Annotated in this window: 15 protein-coding genes; 11 read left to right on the top strand and 4 right to left on the bottom strand. The window is 71.7% G+C overall.

The features are described 5' to 3' along the window. Positions 1-90: 90 nt before the first annotated feature. The 3 genes from QHF84_RS33915 to QHF84_RS33905 all read right to left on the bottom strand — a co-directional run bounded on the left by QHF84_RS33915 (position 91) and on the right by QHF84_RS33905 (position 3,321). Positions 91-1,068 (bottom strand): hypothetical protein, encoded by a 978-nt coding sequence (locus QHF84_RS33915; protein WP_281317652.1) that lies wholly within the window; start codon positions 1,066-1,068, stop codon positions 91-93. A 217-nt stretch (positions 1,069-1,285) separates the two neighbouring features. After that, entirely contained in the window at positions 1,286-2,320 is a 1,035-nt protein-coding gene (locus QHF84_RS33910) for a hypothetical protein (protein ID WP_281317651.1), read from the bottom strand. Positions 2,321-2,430: 110 nt separating this feature from the next. Further along, positions 2,431-3,321 (bottom strand): hypothetical protein, encoded by an 891-nt coding sequence (locus QHF84_RS33905; RefSeq protein WP_281317650.1) that lies wholly within the window; start codon positions 3,319-3,321, stop codon positions 2,431-2,433. Between the two features lie 358 nt (positions 3,322-3,679). Between QHF84_RS33905 and QHF84_RS33900 the strand changes: the two genes are divergently transcribed. The 3 genes from QHF84_RS33900 to QHF84_RS33890 are packed head-to-tail and all read left to right on the top strand — an operon-like array spanning position 3,680 to position 7,784. After that, the gene (locus QHF84_RS33900) at positions 3,680-4,813 is read left to right on the top strand and encodes an AAA family ATPase (protein WP_281317649.1); all 1,134 of its coding nucleotides are present in this window, start codon (positions 3,680-3,682) and stop codon (positions 4,811-4,813) included. Then, positions 4,810-7,254 carry a DUF5682 family protein gene (locus QHF84_RS33895; RefSeq protein ID WP_281317648.1) on the top strand — a complete coding sequence of 815 codons (2,445 nt, stop codon included), beginning with the start codon at positions 4,810-4,812 and terminating at the stop codon, positions 7,252-7,254. Before QHF84_RS33900 ends, QHF84_RS33895 begins: the two co-directional genes overlap by 4 nt. Before the next feature lie 50 nt (positions 7,255-7,304). Continuing rightward, the gene (locus QHF84_RS33890; protein ID WP_281317647.1) at positions 7,305-7,784 is read left to right on the top strand and encodes a peroxiredoxin; all 480 of its coding nucleotides are present in this window, start codon (positions 7,305-7,307) and stop codon (positions 7,782-7,784) included. Positions 7,785-8,178: 394 nt separating this feature from the next. On the opposite strand, the gene QHF84_RS33885 is transcribed toward QHF84_RS33890, so the two are convergent. Then, on the bottom strand, positions 8,179-9,180 hold the full coding sequence (locus tag QHF84_RS33885; RefSeq protein ID WP_281317646.1) for a metallophosphoesterase: 1,002 nt from the start codon (positions 9,178-9,180) through the stop codon (positions 8,179-8,181). Positions 9,181-9,410: 230 nt separating this feature from the next. Between QHF84_RS33885 and QHF84_RS33880 the strand changes: the two genes are divergently transcribed. The 8 genes from QHF84_RS33880 to QHF84_RS33845 all read left to right on the top strand — a co-directional run bounded on the left by QHF84_RS33880 (position 9,411) and on the right by QHF84_RS33845 (position 19,966). Next, a complete protein-coding gene (locus QHF84_RS33880) occupies positions 9,411-11,384 on the top strand; it encodes a hypothetical protein (RefSeq protein WP_281317645.1) in 1,974 nt (657 codons plus the stop codon). A gap of 224 nt (positions 11,385-11,608) precedes the next feature. After that, complete coding sequence (locus QHF84_RS33875) at positions 11,609-13,162, top strand: DUF308 domain-containing protein (protein ID WP_281317644.1); 1,554 nt, start codon at positions 11,609-11,611, stop codon at positions 13,160-13,162. Between the two features lie 86 nt (positions 13,163-13,248). Next, positions 13,249-13,947, top strand: coding sequence for a hypothetical protein (locus tag QHF84_RS33870; protein ID WP_281317643.1), 699 nt, complete (start codon positions 13,249-13,251; stop codon positions 13,945-13,947). A gap of 32 nt (positions 13,948-13,979) precedes the next feature. Further along, the gene (locus tag QHF84_RS33865; protein ID WP_281317642.1) at positions 13,980-14,129 is read left to right on the top strand and encodes a hypothetical protein; all 150 of its coding nucleotides are present in this window, start codon (positions 13,980-13,982) and stop codon (positions 14,127-14,129) included. 11 nt (positions 14,130-14,140) lie between these two features. Next, positions 14,141-15,298 carry a VWA domain-containing protein gene (locus QHF84_RS33860; protein ID WP_281317641.1) on the top strand — a complete coding sequence of 386 codons (1,158 nt, stop codon included), beginning with the start codon at positions 14,141-14,143 and terminating at the stop codon, positions 15,296-15,298. Then, a complete protein-coding gene (locus QHF84_RS33855; protein WP_281317640.1) occupies positions 15,295-16,707 on the top strand; it encodes a hypothetical protein in 1,413 nt (470 codons plus the stop codon). The genes QHF84_RS33860 and QHF84_RS33855 overlap by 4 nt, the downstream gene beginning before the upstream one ends. After that, positions 16,704-17,036 (top strand): hypothetical protein, encoded by a 333-nt coding sequence (locus QHF84_RS33850; RefSeq protein ID WP_281317639.1) that lies wholly within the window; start codon positions 16,704-16,706, stop codon positions 17,034-17,036. The genes QHF84_RS33855 and QHF84_RS33850 overlap by 4 nt, the downstream gene beginning before the upstream one ends. After that, positions 17,033-19,966: a DUF4132 domain-containing protein gene (locus tag QHF84_RS33845; RefSeq protein ID WP_281317638.1), complete on the top strand. Its 2,934-nt coding sequence runs from the start codon at positions 17,033-17,035 to the stop codon at positions 19,964-19,966. The genes QHF84_RS33850 and QHF84_RS33845 overlap by 4 nt, the downstream gene beginning before the upstream one ends. The last annotated feature ends 11 nt before the right edge of the window (positions 19,967-19,977 follow it).

The raw sequence follows: 19,977 nt of genomic DNA, 5'->3' as shown, positions 1-19,977 counted from the left end.
TCCGGGCGTGATGCTAGGCGATGTCTTTCGAGGTCGGAAGAAAAACGCCGGCGCGTGAGGAAAAATCACGCGCCGGCGCGAATACCCCGCTCAGGGGCAGGGGTTCGGGCAGGGCCCGCCGCAATCGATGCCGGCCTCCATGTTTTCCTGCGGGCCGTTCTGCACGCCGTCGGTGCAACTGTGATCGGCGCAGTAGACGTCGATGCAGACCTTGCTCTCGCAGTCCGTCGGGAGCTGGCAGCCCTCGTCCTTGGGGCACGGCGAGCAATCGGCGCCGCCGCAATCGGTGCCGGTCTCATTGCCGTTCTTCGCGCCATCCATACAGGTCGGCGCGGCGCACGTGCCGCCGGTGCAGACGCCGCTCTTGCATTGCGAGCCGTTCGTGCACGTCTTGCCGTCCTCGCAGGGGAGGCAGCTTCCGCCGCAATCGATGTCGCCCTCGCCCGGGTTCTTGATCCCGTTCGTGCAGTTGATGCCGACGCAGACGCCCTGCATGCACGTCTGGTTGCCGCTGAAGCAGCCCTGCACGCCCTCGATGCATTGCACGCACTGGCCCATGTCGTTGCAGATGCCCGCCGCGGAGCAGAGGAAGCCCTGCCCCTGGACGTTGTGCATGGCGACGCCCTCGACGCAGACGTCGTCGGTGCACTCGTTGCCGTCGTTGTAGACGTCGTCGTCGTTGTTGACGGGTGCGGGCTGGGCATTCGCGTCGCATTGCACCTCGAGGCAATCGCCGTAGACCTGCGACGGCAGCGGCGTGCCCGCCGGCTGCAGGGCCTTGCGGACGCATTTGCCCGACTCGCACGCAGGCTCGCCGCAGAAGTTCGCGGCGCCCGCGTTCGGGCAGTCCGCCGGCGTCGTGCACTCGGGGGGCTGGCCGCCGCTGCCGCCCGTGCCGCCGCCCATACCGCCGTCGCCGCCCGTACCGCCGCTGCCGGCCATCCCGCCGCCGCTCGACGAGCTCGACGTCGGGTTGTTGGAGCTGGGGTCATCCCCGCAACCGACTGCGGACGCAGCAATCGTCGCGCCGAGGATACAAGCAATCATCCAAGCTCGTTCGATTCTCATGGCAAAGCTCTCCTCCCGGGCCGCATCGCCCGCGGCTCTCTCGACGCCGAGGCGCGAGCCCCCGCGCGCGCGCCTTCCGGAAAAGAACGCGCGCCCTCGCCGGCGGGGGGCCGCCTGCGAGGGCGTGAGGGCTCGGGCCTTCGTTACGTCCGTGACAGGTGAACGGCTGCACGATAGCGCAAGAGACCGGTGCGCGGGGTGGAGATTCGCGCGCGGCTCAGGGCTCGATGCATTTCGCCGCGCAGCTTCCGCCGCAGTCGGCGCCGGACTCGTCGCCGTTCTGGGTGGCGTCGGTGCAGGTGGCCGCCGCGCACTTCGCGCCCTGGCAGACGCCCGTGGCGCAGTCCTCGGGGACGTGGCACGCGGCCCCGACGACGATGTTCGGCGGGCACATCGGGCCGCCGAAGTCGGGGAACGTCTCGGAGCCGTTCAAGGAGCCGTCGGAGCACGACGGCGCGGCGCACGTCTTCGTGGCCTGATCACAGACGGCCTCGGCGCAGTCGAGCGCCCCGTTGCAAGCCTGGCCGACGTCGCAGGGAGCGCAGGCGCTGCCCCCGCAGTCGATGTCCGTCTCGCTGCCGTTCTTCGTGCCGTCCTTGCACGTCGTCGGCGCGCACTTGTTGATGGCGACGTCGAGCGTCTCGATGTCCTTGTAGTTCTTCGACGCGACGCAGACGTTTCCGTTCTGGCATTCGTTGGCGGGGCCGCCGACGTTGCAGCGCACGCACTGGCCGGCGTCGTCGCACTTGACGTTGTTGCCGCAGGAGAAGCCGGCCTCCTGGTTGATGTGCAGCGTCGCCCCGTTCATGCACGTGTCGAGCGTGCAGGGGTTGCCGTCGTCGAACCGGTCGTTCGTGTCCTCGACCTCCATGATGCCGCCGTTCGCGTCACACACGGCGCGCTTGCAGTCGCCGTAGGTCTGGCTTTCGAGGACGGTGCCCTCCTGCAGGAGGACCAGCATTCCGCAGGCGCCCCCGTCGCAGATGCGGACGCCACACGGGGAGTCGACGCCGGGGCACTCGCTGCGCTTGCAGGTATCCCCGCTGCCGCCGCCCGTGCTCGACCCGCCGCTCTCGCCGCCCGTGCCGCCCACGCCGCCCGTGCCGCCGCCGCCCTCGCCGCCGGTGCCGCCCGTGCCGCCCGTGCCCGTACCGGTCGGATTCCCAGGGTTCGGGTCAGGCCCGCAAGCCACCGCGAGAGAAGAGAGCCCCGCGATCACGAGGGGCCAAATCCAAGCTCGTCCGATTCGCATTCTCGAAGCTCCTCCACGCCATACGCGGCGTCTTCAATCATTTCCTCGACCGGGAAAGGCCCCGCCCCCGTCCTCGCGGACGCCGGTGGCCTCCCCGCAAGGCGATGTCCTCATTGCACACATTTTCCGGCTTTGCACGACAACCCCGTGTCGCAATCGTCGGGGACGAGGCACCCGTGCTGCGCGTCTTGTTTGCACTTCTGTGCGCAGCTGCCGCCGCAATCCGGGCCGGTCTCGTCGCCGTTCTTGACGTTGTCCATGCAAGTGGGCGCCTGGCAGATCTTGGGCGTTCCCACGCACTGGCCGTCCCCGACGCAATCCGTGCGCAGGGCGCATTTCAATCCTTCCGCGCAGGGCGCGCAAGGGCCACCGCAATTCACGTCCGTCTCGCCGCTGTCCTGGATCGAGTTGTCCACACAATGCGACGGGACGCATTTCCCGATCGTCATGTCGCACTTGAATCCAGCACAGTCGGCGCTGTCCGTGCACTCCACGCAATTGAAGTTGGCTCCGCACAGACCGGCCTTCCCCCACTTCGTGGTGCACGACACCCCGGAATCGGGCTGCGGGTTTGTCCACGCCGAGCAAGCGTCCTTGTAACAGGGATCTCCCCAATCGTAGACATCCAAATCGGCGACAGCGTCCTCCGTGATGTCGCCCTGCGCGGTGCACTCCCGCTGCTTGCAGTCGCCATACACCTGCGGGCCCACGGGCGTACCGGGCATGTTCACCGTCGTCCACGAGCAGGTCCCGGCGTTGCACGAGCCGCCGATCCGGCATTCCGTCTCCGGGCAGTCGCCCTGCTCCGTGCACATCGGCGTCCCGCCCGTGCCTCCCACGCCGCCGTTCCCGCCGCCGCCATCCCCGCCGTTTCCGCCGGTGCCGCCCGTGTAGGGCGTTTTGTCGTAGATGTAGGTGTCGAACTCGACGCACCCCGCCGGCACGGAAAGAGCGGAGACGAGAGCGAGCGGAACGACCAAGAGCCAAGACATTCGGTTCATCGATGGCTTCTCCCTGCCCCGCCCGGCGCCCGCAGGCGCACGGCAGGCCAGCCCGGGCAGTTCGTTAGGAAGGTGCCCCGCCGAAGGCGCGAGGGCCGAAGGTCGGCCGTCACGCGGTAGGCTTGCCCGGGCAGTTCGTCGGGACACGTCGGGGACGATGGTAGCGAATCGGCTCCGGAAGCGCGAGCCTCCGGCGAACTTCGAGCCGCGATCCGGCGCGGAGGCGGCGAGGGCCACGCGAGCACCTGGTTTCACCACGTCGCGTCGAGGGCGCGGAGACGGGCCGGATTGACGCGGTGAAACCGCGCAGGTAGCGCTTCCAAGGCCGCCCCGCGTCGGGCGGCGAGAAGCGAGCCGCGTGCCCGAATCCATCCTCCGTCCCGCCGCAGAGGTGCTCTTTCGCGAGGAGCTCGACGCCCTCGCCGCCGCCGACACGCACCCGTTGCCGCGTGGCTTCCGGCTGTCGCCGCGGATGATCCGCACGTTCATCCTGGGCTCGGGCGAGGCGAAGCTCCCGCGGGCGGGAGGCGAAGGCGAGATCGCCGTGACGCAGAAATACTTCGGCGACGACGCGCTCGTCGAGCGCGCGATCGTGACCCTGGCCTCGCCCCGCGCGCTCCTGCTCGTCGGCGAGCCGGGCACCGCGAAGTCGATGCTGTCGGAGCTGCTCGCGGCGGCCGCGACCGGGACGAGCCTGCTCACGGTGCAAGGCAGCGCGGCCACGACCGAGGATCAGATCAAGTACACCTGGAACTACGCGCTGCTCCTGGCGAAAGGCCCGGTGCGCGAGGCGCTCGTGCCCTCGCCGCTCTTCGCCGCGATGCGCGAGGGCCGCATCGCGCGCTTCGAGGAGCTGACGCGTTGCCCCGTGGAGGTGCAGGACAGCCTCGTGGGCATCCTGTCCGACAAGGTGCTGCGGGTGCCGGAGCTCGAAGGCGAGGACGGGATCTTGTTCGCGCGCGAGGGTTTTAACTTGATCGCCACGGCGAACGCGCGGGATCGCGGGGTGAACGAGATGAGCGCGGCGCTCCGGCGTCGGTTCAACTTCGAGTCGGTGCGGCCGATCCGGGATCCGCTCGTGGAGATGGCGCTCGTCGAGCGCGAGGTGCAAAAGCAGCTCGCGGCGGCCGGCGCGAGCGTGCCCGTGCCGCGGGACGCGGTGGAGCTCGTGGTGACGACGTTCCAGGAGCTACGCTCGGGCCGGAGCCGCGAGGGCGTGCACCTCGATCGGCCCGAGGCGCCGCTCTCGACGGCCGAGGCGATCGCGACGCTGCACGCCGCCGCGCTGCACGCGCATTACTACGGCACGGGGCGGCTCGGCGCCGAGGAGGTGGCCTCGCACCTCGCGGGCGCGGCGACCCTCGACGCGGCCGAGGACACGGCGAAGCTCGAACGATACGTCGAGACGGTGGTGCGGGATCGGGCCACACGGCATGGCGGTCCGTGGGGCGCGCTGCTCGAGGCGTGGCGCAAGATCGGCCGCGAACGATGAACCTCGCGGGCCTCGGAGCGCCGGAGGAGACGCGCGCCGAGGTCGCGAAACGGCTCGGCCTGTCGAGCGCCCTCGCGTTTTTTCCGGTGCGCCACCAGAGCCCGACGTGCGCGGCGAAGCTCGAAGCGTTCCTGCCGGCCTTCGCGCCGGACGTGATCCTCGTCGAGCTGCCCGCGCGGTTCGAAGAACACCTCGAAGCGCTGCTCGATCCGGAGAGCCGCGCGCCGTTCGCGATCTGCGCGGTCACCGACGAGCGGAGCCCCCGCTTCGTCGGGCGGCGCGACACGAGCCGCGCCGCGGAGGCGCCCCGATCGCGGGCGTATTACCCGTTCTGCGACTACTCGCCCGAGCTCGTGGCGCTTCGGTACGCGAAGGCAAGCGGCGCCGAGGTGCGCTTCATCGACCGGTTTTCGCCGCTGCCCGAGGACGACTCGGCCCTCGACGAGGACGACCTCCCCTCGGCGGAGCGCGCGCTCGGCGATCGGCTCGGGCAGGACGCGGGTGGGCTGCTCGCGCGCAGTCGGTTCACGGCGGCGCTCTGCGCGCGGGCGGGCGCGCGGGACTTCGACGAGCTGTGGGAGGCGCTCTTCGAGCAGGGCGGCTGGGACGAGAGCCCCGAAGGCTGGGCGCTCGCGGTGGGCGCGTACGCGCTCGCGACGCGGCGGACGTTCGGGCAGGAGGAGCTCGAAGCCGACGGGACGCTGTCACGCGAGCGGTTCATGGCGGCGAAGATCGCGGAGGCGGCGCGGACGGGGAGACGCGCGCTCGTGGTGGCCGGGGCGCTGCACGTGGTCGCGCTCGGCCGCGCGCGGGAGACATTGCCCGAGCTCCGGCGGGCGCCGAAGGACGACGCGGAAGCCGAGGTGCGGCTCGTTCCGTACACGTTCCCGCGGCTCGACGCGCTGCTCGGCTATGCGCCCGGGATGAGCGGGCCGGCGTTCTACCAGCACGTGTGGGAGGCGCGGGCGGAGGCGGATCCGTTCGCGCAGGCGGCGGAGCGGGTGCTGCTCGAGACGATCCGGCGGGCGCGGGCCGAGGGGGATGCGCTCGGGCCGGCCGACGCGATCGCGGCGCTCGCGTTCGCGCGGGAGCTCGCGTCGCTGCGCGGGCGGCCGAAGATCGGGCGGGCCGAGGTGATCGAGGCCGCGACGAGTTGCTTCGTGAAAGGCGAGCTGCGCGTGTCGGGGCGGCGGGTCGTCGCGGCGCTCGGCGAGGCGCTGCGAGGCAGCCGGGTGGGAAAGCTCGGGCCGACGGCGGGTCCAAGCCCGATCTCGCGGGACTTCCGGGCGACGGCCGAAGCGCTCGGGCTCCTGCCTTCCGGAGGGCCGCCGCGGTCGATCGAGCTCTCGCTCGCGGCGTCGAAGAAGGCGCGGCGCTCTTCGTGGTTCTTGCATCGCGCGGCGTGGCTCGGGCTCGGGTTCGCGACGCAGGTCGGGGTGGGCGAGGCGGAGGGGTTTGAGGCGGCGACCGAGCGCTGGACCGTGGCCTACGCGCCGGAGGTGGACGCGCGGCTCCTGGATCTCGCATCGGAGGGAGCGAGCGTGGAGGAGGCGGCCGCGCGGCTGCTCGTGCGCGCGGCGCGGGAGGGTGAAGGGCACGCGGGGGTGATCGCGGCGTGCGTGGGGCGAGGCGTGCGCATGGGGCTCGAAGGCGTCTGCCTGCGGCTCGCGCCGGCGCTCCAGGCGGCGATCCGCGCGGACGAGGATCCGCGGTCGCTCCTCGAAGCGGCGAGAAAGCTCCGGCGGGTGCGGGCGCAACGCGCGCGGATCGGCCTCCCGAAGGCGGCGTGGCTCGACGCGCTCGGGCGCGCGGCATACGAGGAGGGGGCGCGTGGCCTCCCGCGGCTCGCGCAGACCTCGGGATCGCGTGCCGCGGACGTGCCAGCGCTGCTCGCGGATCTCGGCGGGGCGGCGCTCGCGGCCGATGGCATGGGCCCCGCCCGGGAGCTCTTGCTGGCGAAGGCGCGGGCCGCGCGTGAGATCGCGCGAGCGACCTCGCCACTCGTGCTGGGCGCGCTCGACGGGCTCTTCGTGAGCCTCGGCGAGGGACGGGGCTCCGAGCTCGGCGCACATTTCGAGGCGGCGCGAGGGCGTCCCGAGGCGAAGGGCGCATACCTCGAAGGCCTGCTCGCGCTCTCGCCACGCGCGCTGCTCGACGAACCATCGCTGCTCGAAGCGCTCGTCGCACACGTGTCCTCGGGCAGCTTCGAGGGCTTCCTCGCCTCGCTCCCGTCCTTGCGCCGCGCCCTCGCGCGGCTCGGCCCTCGCGAGCTGGAGGAAATTTCTTCACGCGCCGCGCACCTGCTCGGCCTCGGCACTGCCGAGACGCTGCTCGTCTCGCCCTTGCCTCCCGACGAGGTGGCGCGTCTCTCGGCGTGGGAGCTTCGATGGCTCGAAGCCGAGGCGTCGTGGGCGGGCCCGTCTTCGGACGCAAATCGCTGACGTCCCGCGCCTCTCGACGCGCCGCGCTCGCTTTGCTACCCCTTTTGCCGATGAGCTCGCTCAAGGTCGGAGATCGCGCGCCGGAGATCGACGCGCAGACGAGCGCCGGCGACCGGTTCGTCCTCTCCAAGCAAGAGGGGCTTTGCACCGTCGTGTACTTCTACCCGAAGGCCTTCACGCCGGTGTGCACGGGCGAGACGCGCCTGTTCCGGGACAACTACAACGAGCTCCTGCTGGCCGGCGCAAACCTCGTCGGCGTGAGCACGGACGACAGCGACACGCAGTGCAAGTTCGCCGGCGATCTCCACCTGCCATTCCCGCTCATCGGGGACACGGACAAGCGAATCGCACGGGCCTACGACGTCCTCTGGCCGGTCATCGGGGTGGCGCAGCGCTACACGTTCGTCGTGAGCCCCGAGATGATCATCGAGGCGATCTTCCACCACGAGCTCAGCGCGGAGAAGCACCGCGACGACGTGCTGCGCTTCGTACACGCGAAGTTCGAGGCGGAGCGGCCCCAAGTCGGCTAGCGATCTCACATCCACCGCGCCGAAGAGACATCCGGACATCCCGACCTTCTCTTGGCGCAGCGCCAAAGCCACGTCCGGCCGCGCCGGCCTTCTCTTGGTGCAGCGCCAAGGCCACCTCCGGCCGCGCTGACCTTCTCTTGGCGTAGCGCCAACGCCACCTCCGGACGTGCCGACCTCCGCTTGGCGCGGCGCCAACGCCACCTCCGCACGCGCCGACCTCCGCTTGGCGCGGCGCCAACGCTACCTCCGCACGCGCCGACCTCCGCTTGGCGCGGCGCCAACGCCACCTCCGGACGCGCCGATCTCCGCTTGGCGCATCGCCAAGGGTGTCACCGGCCGCGCCGACCTCCACTTGGCGCGTCGCCAAGGGCGTCACCGGGCGTGCGGAGGTCTGCTAGCTCGTTCGGGGCTTCTTGCGCTCGCGCTTCTCACGCTTGGCGACCACGGCGGCGGCGCGCTTGGCCATGATCTCGGGCGTGAGCGGGCGGCCAGGCAGCGGGTCCTGCTCGTCGTGGTGCTCTTCGATCGCGCCGGGCTCGTAGCCGAGCTCGAAGATCGCGACCTCGCGCTGACCTCGCTCGCCGAGGCGGATCGGCATGACGGACGCGCCGATGCCCGCGCCGACGTACACCGCGCCGGGATGCGCGCCGCCGCTCCTCCGGCTGCCGTAAAGGCCGTGCACATAGCGGTGTCCCGCGAGCTTGCCGATCGCGAGCTCGTGCAAGCGGGCGAGCGTGACCTGGCCGGCGTGGGTGTGGCCGGAGAGAACGAGCGGGATGTCGCCCTGAGCCCAGAGCCCGTCGGCCTCCTCGGCGATGTGCGACATGGCGATCGTCGGCAGGTCGCGGCGCAGGCCCTTCAACGCCTCGTCTCTGCGGGCGTGGCCGGTGTACGCGTCGTCCAGGCCGACGACCTGGAGCATCTGGTGGCGCAAGCCGATGATGGTGTGGCGATTGTCGAGGATCTCGACGCCGCCGCGGCGCAGGGCCTCGCGGACCTCTTCCGCGCCGGACCAGTAATCGTGGTTGCCGAGCACCGCCATCACGGGCGCCTCGAAGCGCTGCACGAGGGCCTCCAGCCGATCGAGGTACTGCTGGCTGTGGCAGACGAAATCGCCCGTGAGCAGGACGAGATCGGGCTTCTCCGCGTTGGTCAGCTCGACCGCCGCGAGCTGCACCGCCCACGGGGTCACGCGGCCGACGTGGAGATCGGTCAGGTGCGCGATACGCAGGTGGGAGAGGTGCTCGGTGTAATGCGCCGGGCCGGCGAAGCGCCGGACCTGGATGCGCGTCTTCGCGCGGGCGACGGCGGCGGGCGAGACGACGGTCTCGTCGCCGGGGAGACGGCCGCGGAACTGCTCGAGGAGCAAGCCTTCAGGAGGAGGGGTGCTCGGCACGAGGGATCAGTATAAGGCGCGGGGACACACAAGCTACGGCTTTTGCCCGGGATTCGCCGCTCGCTCGCGCGAGGATCCCGAGGGCTCCAGGCCTTTCGTGCTGTCCACTTTACCCGCGTGAACCCGTCGTCTAGCGTCCGATCCCGCGGATGGCGGAGCGAGGCGTACGCGGTGCCCTCCGAAGGGCGAGGGCAATCGCGACGAGCCCATGGCGCCGTGTGCTCCTCGCCGTGACAGCCCTCCTCGCGGCGTCGCTTTTGCTTTGGCCTGGTCCCGACGGGCAGAGGAAGGTGGCGTGGGAGGATCTCGTCCTCCCGCTCGCCCCCGGAGCGGTCGTCGCGCGGGGTTATCACCTGTCTCCACCGCGGCGGGGCGAGGAGCACGACGTGGTGTTCACGGCGCGGCGCGAGGCCGGGCCGGAAGGGCCCGCGGGGCGGATCGAATTGCACGTCGTGGATCGAGGGCGATGGCCCGGCGTGCGCGAGACGAAGAGTTTTGGTGTCGCCTACGAGACGCCGCGATCCCAGGCGCCGATCGAGGAGCTGGAAGCGGTGACGCAGGCGCTCCGCGACGCGATCGACCGGAACGACACGGGGCTCGGTCCGCCGTCGTCGATCCCGCTCGCGACCGAGCCGGAGCCGCCGCTCGTGGCGCGCGTGCTCGCACGGCTCGTCGGGATCCGCGCGATCGTGGTGCCGGCGCTGCTCGCGGTCGCGATGGGGCTTCTGGGCTCGCTCCGGCGAGGGGATACGTTCGTCGGGGCGGCGCTCTTCGGGCTCGGGCTCGTGCTGCGGATCGTGCACCTCGATCTGCCGTTCGTGCACGACCAGGACGTGCAGCGGCTCTTCACGGGGGCGCTGCCGCTCGGCGAGATCCTGACGGGCAAGGGGCTCGAGGATCGGCACCCGCCGCTGTGGTTCGTCGTGCTGCACGCGGCGGGGACGTTCGGTGGATCCGAGGCGGTCATGCGCGCGCCGGCGGCGATCGCGGGAGCGCTGATCGCGCCGGCGATCGTGTGGGGCGCGCGGCTCGTGCGAGGGCGCGCGGGGCCGCTCGGGGCGATCGCGGCGCTCGTCGTGGCCGTGAGCCCGGAGCTCGTGGCGCGCTCCCGCGAGGTGAGCGAGATCCCGCTGTTCGGGCTGCTCGTGGTGGTGACGTGTGCGCTCGCGGCGCGGCTCGCGGAGGGGCGTTCGCGGGCGGCGCGGATCGGGCTCGCCGCGTCGACGGCGCTGCTCGCGTGGACGTACTACCTCGCGCCGCTCGTGATCGCGGGCGTCTTGCTCGGGCTCGTCGCGACGCGCAAACCGCTGCGGAACGTGGCGCTTCCGATCGGCGTCGGGGCGGCACTGGGCGCGCCGGCCTTCGTCCTGCTCGTGGTGACGGTCGTGCGGGATCACGGCGCGCGTGAGGTCGCGGAGCGGTTTCCGGATCTCGCCTGGGGGAGCCACGCGCCGATTCCGATGCTGCTCGGGCTGCTCGGCGAGACGATGAAGTGCGTGGGCCCAGGGGTCGTGCTTCTCGCGGGAGCCGCGGCGATGCTCGGGCTCGGGGCGCCACGAAACGCAGGGCCCGTGGTGGCCGTGGGCGCGGCGCTCGTGACCGCGATCGGCATCACGCTCGCCGCGAAGGTGGCGCGCGTGCAGACGTATTACTTCGCAGCCGTGGCGCCCGCGCTCGTGTTTGCGCTCGCGGTCGCGCCGCACCGGTACGTCCCGGCGTCGGTCTGGTCGGCGCTCGGCGGCGCCGCGCTGTCGATGCTGATGGTCCTCGACGCGCCTCGCCCGCACCTCGCGTATTTGCCCGACGCGGACGCGTTCATGCCGCGCTTCGCTGCGATCGCCGCCAGCCGCTCGGAGAAACGCATCGTCACGGTGGCGCATTACGACGCGACGCTGCTCGCGTATTACCTCCAGCGCGCCGCGAACACGCCCGCCTCCTGGCCCGGGACCGAGGTCTCGGGCGAGTTCGTCCTGGGAGACGCGGGACGCCGTATCCTACCGCTCGTGCAGGTGCACCGGATGGACGCGCAATCGGACGAAGCAGCCAGGGACGCGCTGCTCGCGGCGATCGCCGAAGGACCGACGCTCGTCATCGAGCGCGACGCGTTCGTCCTCGCGCGCGTGCACGACGCGCTCGCGCGGTGCGAGGTGCTGATGGAGGCGCCCACGGCGCGGCTCGTCACGTGCGGCGGAGAGGCGCGCTGACGGAGGGCGGAGGCGGGAGCGGCTCATGCGCATGCGCGGGGGAAAGTCAAGCGCGCGTGCCAGGGAAGCCCGAAGGCAGGCCGCCGCATGCGTTCATCCGCTTGCTCCCATAGCTCGCGGGCCCTAGGCACTCGAGCGGGGAAGGGTCATGGCGGAGGCATTCGACGACTTCGTGATGCCGGATCTCGACGGCCTGGGGTCGCTGTGCCGAGGGGGACGAGGCGATGGATCGAACGGCCAGGGACATCTTCGTCATCAGCGATCTGCACCTCGGTGACGGCGGCGTGCGCGACAACTTCGAGGCAGGCAAAAAGACGGGAGAGCTGCGCGCGTTCATCGACCACGTCGGCGCCGAGGGGGGCGAGCTCTTCATCCTCGGCGATCTCTTCGAGCTCTGGCAGATGAACATGAGCCGCCTCTTCGTGAAGCGGCGGGAGCTGCTCGACCACCTGGCCGCCGTGGAAGCCATCTATGTGCCAGGCAATCACGACGTCGACCTCGTCCACTTCGCCGGTACGGACCTCCTCGCGCATCCCTTGTTCGCCCGCATGCGCACGCCGTTCGAGCGGGTGATCGAGGGCAGGCGATTCCTCTTCTGCCACGGGCACGAGACCGATCCCTTCAACGCAGGGGACGACCCCGGATTCGGCCGCATGCTCGCCATCTTCGGCGGCGTCTTCGAGGACGAGAATGGCTCTCCGCTGCTGCCGAGCGGCGAGAGCGCAGAGGACGTGCTCGAGCAGTTCGGCGATTCGATGTTGATGATCTGGAGGTGCGCCCTCGGAGCCATGAAAAAGCACGCGACGCGCGAGGATCTGCGCCCCAACGCGACCCTGACCCCAGCGCAGAACCCGGATCGGCTCGGCGAGCACGTGGCCGGCGTTCGCGCCAATCGGCAGAAAGGCGGTTACGACGTTGTGGTGCTCGGGCACACACACAAGGCGGGTCGAATCGGAGATTGGTATTTCAACAGCGGCTCGTGGACCGGCCCTCTCAACCACTTCCTGCGTATCTCGCCGGACGGCCACGTTCGTCATCTCGAGTGGAAGAGCGGCCGCGCCATCGAGCACGAGATGCCCGTCGTGGCGCCCGACGAGCCGCGCCGCGCCGAGCCGTCCGCGGTGAAGAACCCGTTTCAATCGGCCATGTTCGCGGTCAAGACGCTCTTTCCCAGGCCGAAGAAGCCGGAGCCGGCGCGGTGGATCCTCCTCGCTCAGGGCGCGCTGGCGTTCGCCTTGGGTATCGGCACCTTGAGCGTCTCCATCGGTCAGGGGACGACCGCGGGGTGGCGCGTGCTCGTGACGGCCTTCGGCCTCTACGCCCTCGTCGACGGGTTCATCTCGCTGATGGCCGCGCGGCCCGAGGCCCCCATCAAGCGCCTCTTCTCCCGCCTACGCGGCGCGGCTGGAATCCTGCTCGGGCTCGTGGTGCTCCGCCGCGGCTATGCGGCCGAGATCTTCGTCGTCTTGGTCGGCATCTGGGCGTTCATCTCGGGTGCGCTGCGCGCCGCGGCCTCGGTGGTGTTCAAGGGAATGGTCGACTCGCGCTGGCTCTTCATCGTCGGCGTCGGTTTGATGATCGCCGGCCTCATTTTGCTCTTGTGGCCGCCGTCGGCTCCGCTGGTCAAATACGTGCTTGCCGGATACCTCTGTTATTACGGTCTGGGGGAGATGCTGGCCGGCGTCTTCGGGCAAAGATTGCCGAGGAAGGCCTCACTCATCCGGGCGTTCGTCCCGCCGCGCCCCGGCGACCCCACCTCGGCGGCGCCTCTCCGATAGGGACGAGCGCGGGAAATGGGGAAAGCGGGAGAGGTCCTATGAAGGGTATTCCACATCTCGTCGCCTCTCTGTGCAGATATGCTCTGATGATCGTCCTCGTATCTCAAGCAGGGTGTGGCGTCGCGCAGCGCGCGGGCCGGGGCGCAGCCGAGGGGGCGATCGGCAAGGTGGCCGGGAAGATCGGCGATCCCGAGCGCATCAAGGAGCTGGCGGAGGGCGTGAAACGGCGCGCCATCGGCAGCGCGACGGAGGAGCTCGGCCAGCCGCAACGACTCGCCGACATCCACCGGATCGCGGCGGCGCTCGGGGCAGGCGTCGTCTTCGGCGCGTCGAGCGCGGCATTGGGGGGGCCGCCCGTCGTCGAGCGCGTGAGCGAGGGCGACAGGCGCGAGGCGCAGAGCGCGACGCCGGTCGAGTCGATCGCGGGCCAGGCGGCGCGCGCATTTTCACAGGGGATCTCCGCCGAGCTCGGCCGCGAGGGCAAGGGGTCGCTCACGACGAGCCTCTCCGCAACGACCGAGCAGGTGACGGCATCCATGGCGCGCGGAGTGCGGGGCGAGCTCGGCGCGCTCTTCCCCGAGTGCAACGACGGCGACGCGGCGACGTGCCTGGATCGCTCCGTCGAGCGCGTCAGCCGCGCCAGCGCCGCCGGCGTCGCCGCGGGGCTCCGTGAGTCGCTCGGCGTATGGCCGCTCGTCCTCGCGTTCGGCGTCGGCGCGTTCTCCATGCTCGCGCTCCTGTGGTCGCGGGCGATCTACCGCGCGGGACAGCTCGCCCGCAGATAGGCTACGTAAATTCTCCCCCGAGGACTGCACGCATGGGACCTTCGCTCGACGCCCTGTTCCGCCTCTACACATTCTCGACCGGTCGGCGGCTCTTCTCCCTGCACCAGGTCCGAAGGCTCGCCCCGGAGACGGGCCAGGTCGAGCAGGCGCCGCCGGTGCAGGACGAGAAGCAAACCCCCTGACAGCCCGCGCGATGACGGAGGGCGCGGACGACAAGAAGCGCGAGGCGGCGCGGCGGCTGCGGCTGCTCTTCGGGCGCTTCGCGGACAGCTCGCTCGGAAGCCCGCTCGAAGGGGACGAGGTGCTCCTGCGGATCGACGAGGATCTCTCGTTCCTCTACGATCGCGCATTCCGGCGCGGCCCCTCGCCCGAAGGCGCGCGCGGCGCCGGCCTCGGGCCGAGCGTGCTCCGGCCCTCGACGTGGCTGGCGAGCGTGGAAGAGCTCTTCCCACCCGAGGCGCGCGTGGTGATGGAGGAAGACGCGGCGGCGCGGCACGGGCTCGCGGCGCTGCTCGAAGATCCGGCGGCGCTCGCCTCGGTGACGCCTTCCCCCGCGATCCTCGCGCTGCTCGTGCGGCTGCGTGGTCAGATCCCCGAAGCCTCGCTCCCCGCGGCGCGGCGGCTCATCGAGGAGGCCGTGCGTGATCTCTCGCGCGCGCTCGCCAAGGAGCTCACGCCTTCGCTCACGGGATCGTCCGGGCCACGCGGCCGGACGAACCTGCGCGTGCTCGCGAACCTCGACGCGCGACGCACCGTGCGGGAGAACCTGCGGCACTATGACCGCGCGCGCGGGGTGCTCGGCGTCGAGCGGCTCGTGTTCCGGCGGCGCCTCGCGAGGCAATCGCGCCATCGGCTGATCGTCCTGCTCGATCAGAGCGGCTCGATGGTGGACAGCGTCGTGCAGGCGGCGATCCTCGCGGCGATCTTCGCGTCGGTCCCGTCGATCGATCTGCGCCTCGTCGCGTTCGACACGCACGTGGTGGACATGACGGAGATCGCCGGGGATCCGGTGGAGGTCCTGTTCTCGCTCCAGCTCGGGGGCGGGACGCTGCTCTCGCGGGCCGTGGGGTACGCCGCGACGCTCGTCTCCGAGCCGCGACGCACGCTCGTCGTGCTCATCTCGGATTTCCGCGAGGGAGGCGCGCTCGGCGCGCTCGTCACGCGGGTGAAGGATCTGCTCGACGCCGGGGTGACCGTGCTCGGGCTCGTGGCCCTCGGCGACAAGGGCGCGGGCGGCTTCGATCGCCGCGTCACGGGCGCGCTCACGGCGCTCGGCATGCCGATCGGCGCCATGACGCCGCGGGAGCTCGCGGCCTGGGTCGGGCGTCACGTGCGCGGGGGCGAGACGTGACGATCCGCCGGGGAGCGCCGGCCGGCATGCGTCGCGCGGCGGCGCGGACCGAGCTTCTCGCCGTGCCGATGGGCGAAGGCGCAGCACGTGTCGGAGGCGCGACGGTCACGTGGCGCGACGGCCGCGTCGCGTGTGATTGCCCGATGGGCGACGCGCCGACGTGTCTGCATCGGCTGGTCGCGCAGGGCGACGAACGGGCGCGGGATCTCGGCGGAAGAGCGGGCCCCACGGATGCGCCGCCGGCCCTCGTCTTCCCCGAGCCTTCGAAGGCGGAGCCGCTCCCCGCGGAGGACGCCACGCGGTTCGCGCCGCTGCTCGCCGAGGTCGACGCGCTCGTGGCGGAGATCGTGACGTTCGGCCTGCGGCGCGGGGCGCGTGTCTCGGAGGATCGGGTGCGCGAGCTTTCCGCGCGTGCTGCGGCTATGCGCCCACGAGCGCGCGGGCCACGCGACGCGGGCCTCGGCAGGCTCGCGCGGTCGCTCGATCGGCTCGCGGCGCTCTTGCCGGCGCAAGGTGGCCCGGACGCGGGCGCGGCCGAGGCGGATGCGCTCCGGGAGCTCGCCGTCACGCGAAACCTCGGACGCGCGCTCCGTGCGAACACGGGCGCGCTGCCGCTCGAGGACATCGCGGGCGCGTCGCAACGCGCGTACGTCGAGGTGCCGCCGATCGAGGTGCAGGGGCTCGGCCTCGAAGCGTGGGTCGCGGCGGGCGGCGTCGCGGGCGTGACGGCGTACGTGGCCGTGCTCGGCGAAGACCGCGTCCTCGCGCGGACGCTGCTCACGAAGGGAAAACCCGCGCGGCCCGCGGATCCGCGGACGTGGGCGGAGGGGCTCGCGGCAGGGCCCGCGTTCGCGCGGAGCGGCCTCACGATGCGGGATCTCGCGCGGGGTCGGTTCACGCTCTCCGGCGCGCGGATCGCGCTCTCGCACGGGCGCCTCTCGGGCAGCCGGGCGACGAGCGTGGCCCTTCGGCCGGCGCTCCCGTGGGGCGATGATCGCCTCTCGCGGAGCGTCCTCGCGGGCCCCAAAGACGCGACGCGGCTCGGCCGGAGCCTCGACTTCGACGCGCTCGGCCGCCCCCCGCGCTCGTCGCCGATCGTGCTCTTGCCCTTGCAGAGTTGGTCCCCGAGCGACTTCGATCATGCGACGCAGGAGCTCTCGATCCGCATGCGCGTCGGCGCGGGCGTGGAGCTCCGGACCTCGCTCTCGTTCCGGGAGGAGCGCGCGCTCCTGTTCGACAACCTCGAAGTGCTGAGCCGCGCCGGAAGGCCGCCGCGTTTTCTCTGCGTTCGCCTCGCCCGCGAAGGAGGCTCGCTCGTGATCGAGCCGATCACGGCGATGCTCGTGGACGGCTTCACGATCGATCTCACGCTCGACGTGGTGGATCCCGCGCTGGAGGTGACCCGATGATCCCCGAGCGGCTCGCGAGGCAAGCGCGCGCGGCGATCGAGGACCTCGCCGCGGCCGGCGCGCTCGAACGCACGGAGCACCGGGCGATCTCGTTCCGGCGGCTCTCGGCGGACGCGCGGTCGATCGGCCTGTTCGATCTGGCGGCGCGCCTCGAAGCCGTGGCCGCGGCGCTCGAAGCACAAGCGGGGCTCGGGCCACGGCCGAACATGGCGCTCGCCGAGGCGCTGCTCGCGTCGTACGACCGCGTCGAAGCGCTCTCTGCGCGGCTCGCGCGTTCGGCGCTGCTCTCCGCGTTCGGGGCCGAAGACGACGACCCGGAGGCGCCGTGAACGCGCCTCTGCCTGCCCCCGATCACGAGGCCGTTTTCCTCGTGCGCCTCCGCTCCCTCGTCTCCGCCGTGCGTGTGCTCGAGGTTCGCGCGGACGCCTGGCCCGCGCGCCGCGTCGTCGAGCAACACGAGGGATACTTCGCCGAGGACGCCTTGCTCTTGCGGTTCGAGCCGCGCCAGGAAGTCCCCTTCCCGCTCCGCCTCCACGGCGAGCGCCCCGAGGACGACGTCGCCCATCACGAACGCGTGCGCCGCGCGAGCCGCGTGTTCCTGCGCGCCACGGCGCTCGCGGAGGCGCGCCCGAGGCGCGCGGAGCAAGCCTTCCAGGCGCTCGAATCGCTCTTCGAGGAGATCGGCCCCGACGCCGCGGCCTCGATGTGGCTCGAAGCCGCGCGCAGTTTCTTTGCGCTCGGCGACGAGGAACACGCGACGCGTTCGCTCCGCCGGCTCGCCCGGCTCGCGCGACGCGCCCCCGTCTCCGCGGCGCTCCTCGTCGCTGCGGTGTCCTCGCCTCGCCACGGAAACACCGTGCCTGGGGAGCTCGTGGACGTCGCGGCCGAGCGTGCAGGGGCCGACGCGGGGTTGTCGTTGCGGCTTGGCGTGTTGCGACGTCTTCTCGAAGCCGGCAGCGACGTACCGCCGGGGACGATGGCAGCCCTCACGAATGCGGCGCGGGCCTCGGCAGATCGCGATGCGGCCGAGATTCGGATCGACGCGGCCCTCCTCGGTTGTTTTGGTCTCCCGGGCACGTGGGCGCCTGCGGGGGAGGCCTCGCTCGTGCGGGCGCGGCTCCAGGCGCTCTGGGCGCTCTCGCACACGTCGGGCGACCACGGCTTCCACGTCCGGAAAAGCCTCGCTTCCGCGCTCCGCGCCACGCTCGACGACCTCGACACGGCGCATCTCGCCGCCGCGCTCGACACCCTTGTCCCGTTGAGCCCGAGCGACGACACCACGCTCCTGCTCGATGTCACGCTTCGCCTGCTCGGCGCGCTCGCGCGCGAGACGAGCGCATCGGCCGAGGACACCTGCATCCGAGCCCTCCTCCACCTCGCCGACGTCGCTCCGACGAACCTCTCCGATCACGGAGGCGATCTCCGTCGCGCCCTCGCGGACGCCTTCGACAAACCTGCGTCCCGCCCGCTGTTCGCCGCGCTCTCTGCCGATCTCCGTACCACTCCGCCCCGCTCGGTCACACACACGAGCCGCGTCCGTTCCCTTTCGCGATGGCTGCCCGCGCCGCTCGTCGCCGCGACGCTCGCCGCGCTCGCCGCCCCCGCCGAGGCGGCCGCGGCCTCACCCGCGCTCGCCTTCGTCTGGGCGCTGCGCCTCCTCGGCCTCGCGCAAGACGAACGCACCTCCCTCGATCTCGCCGAAGACGCGCTCTCCCTCGCCGAAACCCTCGCGCAGCGCATCGACCCCCACCTCGTCACGACGAGCACCGTCGCCGCCGCCGATCCCACCGTCCACCTCGCGCACCCCGACCCCGCCGCGCTCCTCCGCGGCATCACGCTGTCGCGCGCTTCCCTCGCCGATCGCGGCGCCCTCCGCCCCGAGCGCTGGCCCGCGCCCGCCCTCCCTGGCCTCTCCGATCCACGCGACGCGCGGTTCGTCCTCCTCGCGTGGTCGCTCTCCTCGCTCGACGCACGCGAGGCCGGCACCCACCACCTCGCCTTCGCGCGCATCGCCGACGCGACGCCCCTCGTGCGCGCCGGCGCCGGCCGCCTCCTGCCCTCGCCCCTCGCCTTGCGGGGCGTTTCTCCCTCGCTCACGCGCCTCGCCGCGACGAACCTGCTCCGTGTTCCCACCGCGGACGAACCTTCCCTCCGCGACGTCGTCGTCCTCTGCGCCCCGCGTGACCTCGCCGAGGCGTTCGCCCGCGACGTCGGCGTCTCTCCGCGCCTCGTCGCTGAATCACCGCCGTTCGTTCCGACGAAACTCGATCCACCCCGACCCCTCGTCCCCCGCGATCTCCCCCTCCCCGACCCCGATCCCGCGCGCCCCGTCGCCGCGCTCTTCCCGCGACGAACCGCGCTCGATCCCGCGCCCGTCCCCGCGCGTGATCCCGCCCTGCCGCTCTCGGCCGTGATCGCTGGCCATATCGTCTCGCTCGGGCCTCGCGGCGAGCTCGTCGTCACCGCCGAGGGCGCTTCCTCCCCGCTGCGTCGCGTTCCTTCGGCCGTGCGCAAAGACGAACGCTACCGCGCGCTCGTCCGCGGTCGCCGTGCGGAACGTGCGCGCAGGCACGAGGCCGCACGGCTCCTCGAAGAGCGCATGATCAAGGCCGCGCCCGTCACGGCGGGCGAGCTCGCGTGGCTCCTCGACGATCCTCTACACGCCTCGCTGCTGCGGCATCTCGTCATTGCGACGCGCCCGCAGGATTCCGGGCCTTCTCTCGCGCTCCTCTGGACCTGGGACGGCGCGCGTGGGCTCGGCGTCGTCCCGCTCGACTACGACGCCCGCTGGATCGGCTGGACCGATGTCGAGCTCGTGCACCCGGCCCGCTTGCCCGACGTCGCCGCGTGGCGCGCGCTTTCGGAAGATCTCGGCGTCAAACAGGAGCTGCCGCAGCTCTTCCGGGATCTCCGCGGCGTGCCAGACGACGAGCTCGACCGCACCGAGAGCCACGCCCTCGGGCGCCGCCTCATCGACGCGGCGGCCCTGCGGCGCGCGCTCGCGGAGGAGGGGTTTTCCACGGGGCCCGGGATCGCCACGCGGACGTTCGTGCATGAGCCGTCGAATTCGACCGTCGTGGCGTGGTTTGATCCAGGCAGCCCGCCCTGGCCGCGCGACGTCGCATTCTCCGGTGGGTTCGGGTTTTGCGGTTCGAATGGTGCTCTCCTGCCCTTTGCCGCGATCCCCTGGCCGCTCGTTTGTGAGGCGTGGGCTAGCATCGAACGCGCTCTTGCGCGGGCCGCGCCACGCGCGAGATAGCGGGAGCGGGG

Source organism: Polyangium sp. y55x31 (genome assembly GCF_029946505.1).
Lineage (GTDB): Bacteria > Myxococcota_A > Polyangia > Polyangiales > Polyangiaceae > Polyangium.
The sequence above is the reverse complement of the archived record's forward strand: the minus strand, read 5'-3'. Positions and strand labels throughout refer to the sequence as shown.

What these genes read in the sequence shown, in the direction of transcription:
- QHF84_RS33875 (WP_281317644.1), top strand. Translation starts at nt 11,609, where the DNA reads ATGGATCGAACGGCCAGGGACATCTTCGTCATCAGCGATCTGCACCTC.
- QHF84_RS33910 (WP_281317651.1), bottom strand. Translation starts at nt 2,320, where the DNA reads ATGCGAATCGGACGAGCTTGGATTTGGCCCCTCGTGATCGCGGGGCTC.
- QHF84_RS33905 (WP_281317650.1), bottom strand. Translation starts at nt 3,321, where the DNA reads ATGAACCGAATGTCTTGGCTCTTGGTCGTTCCGCTCGCTCTCGTCTCC.
- QHF84_RS33890 (WP_281317647.1), top strand. Translation starts at nt 7,305, where the DNA reads ATGAGCTCGCTCAAGGTCGGAGATCGCGCGCCGGAGATCGACGCGCAG.
- QHF84_RS33895 (WP_281317648.1), top strand. Translation starts at nt 4,810, where the DNA reads ATGAACCTCGCGGGCCTCGGAGCGCCGGAGGAGACGCGCGCCGAGGTC.
- QHF84_RS33870 (WP_281317643.1), top strand. Translation starts at nt 13,249, where the DNA reads ATGATCGTCCTCGTATCTCAAGCAGGGTGTGGCGTCGCGCAGCGCGCG.
- QHF84_RS33865 (WP_281317642.1), top strand. Translation starts at nt 13,980, where the DNA reads ATGGGACCTTCGCTCGACGCCCTGTTCCGCCTCTACACATTCTCGACC.
- QHF84_RS33850 (WP_281317639.1), top strand. Translation starts at nt 16,704, where the DNA reads ATGATCCCCGAGCGGCTCGCGAGGCAAGCGCGCGCGGCGATCGAGGAC.
- QHF84_RS33915 (WP_281317652.1), bottom strand. Translation starts at nt 1,068, where the DNA reads ATGAGAATCGAACGAGCTTGGATGATTGCTTGTATCCTCGGCGCGACG.
- QHF84_RS33860 (WP_281317641.1), top strand. Translation starts at nt 14,141, where the DNA reads ATGACGGAGGGCGCGGACGACAAGAAGCGCGAGGCGGCGCGGCGGCTG.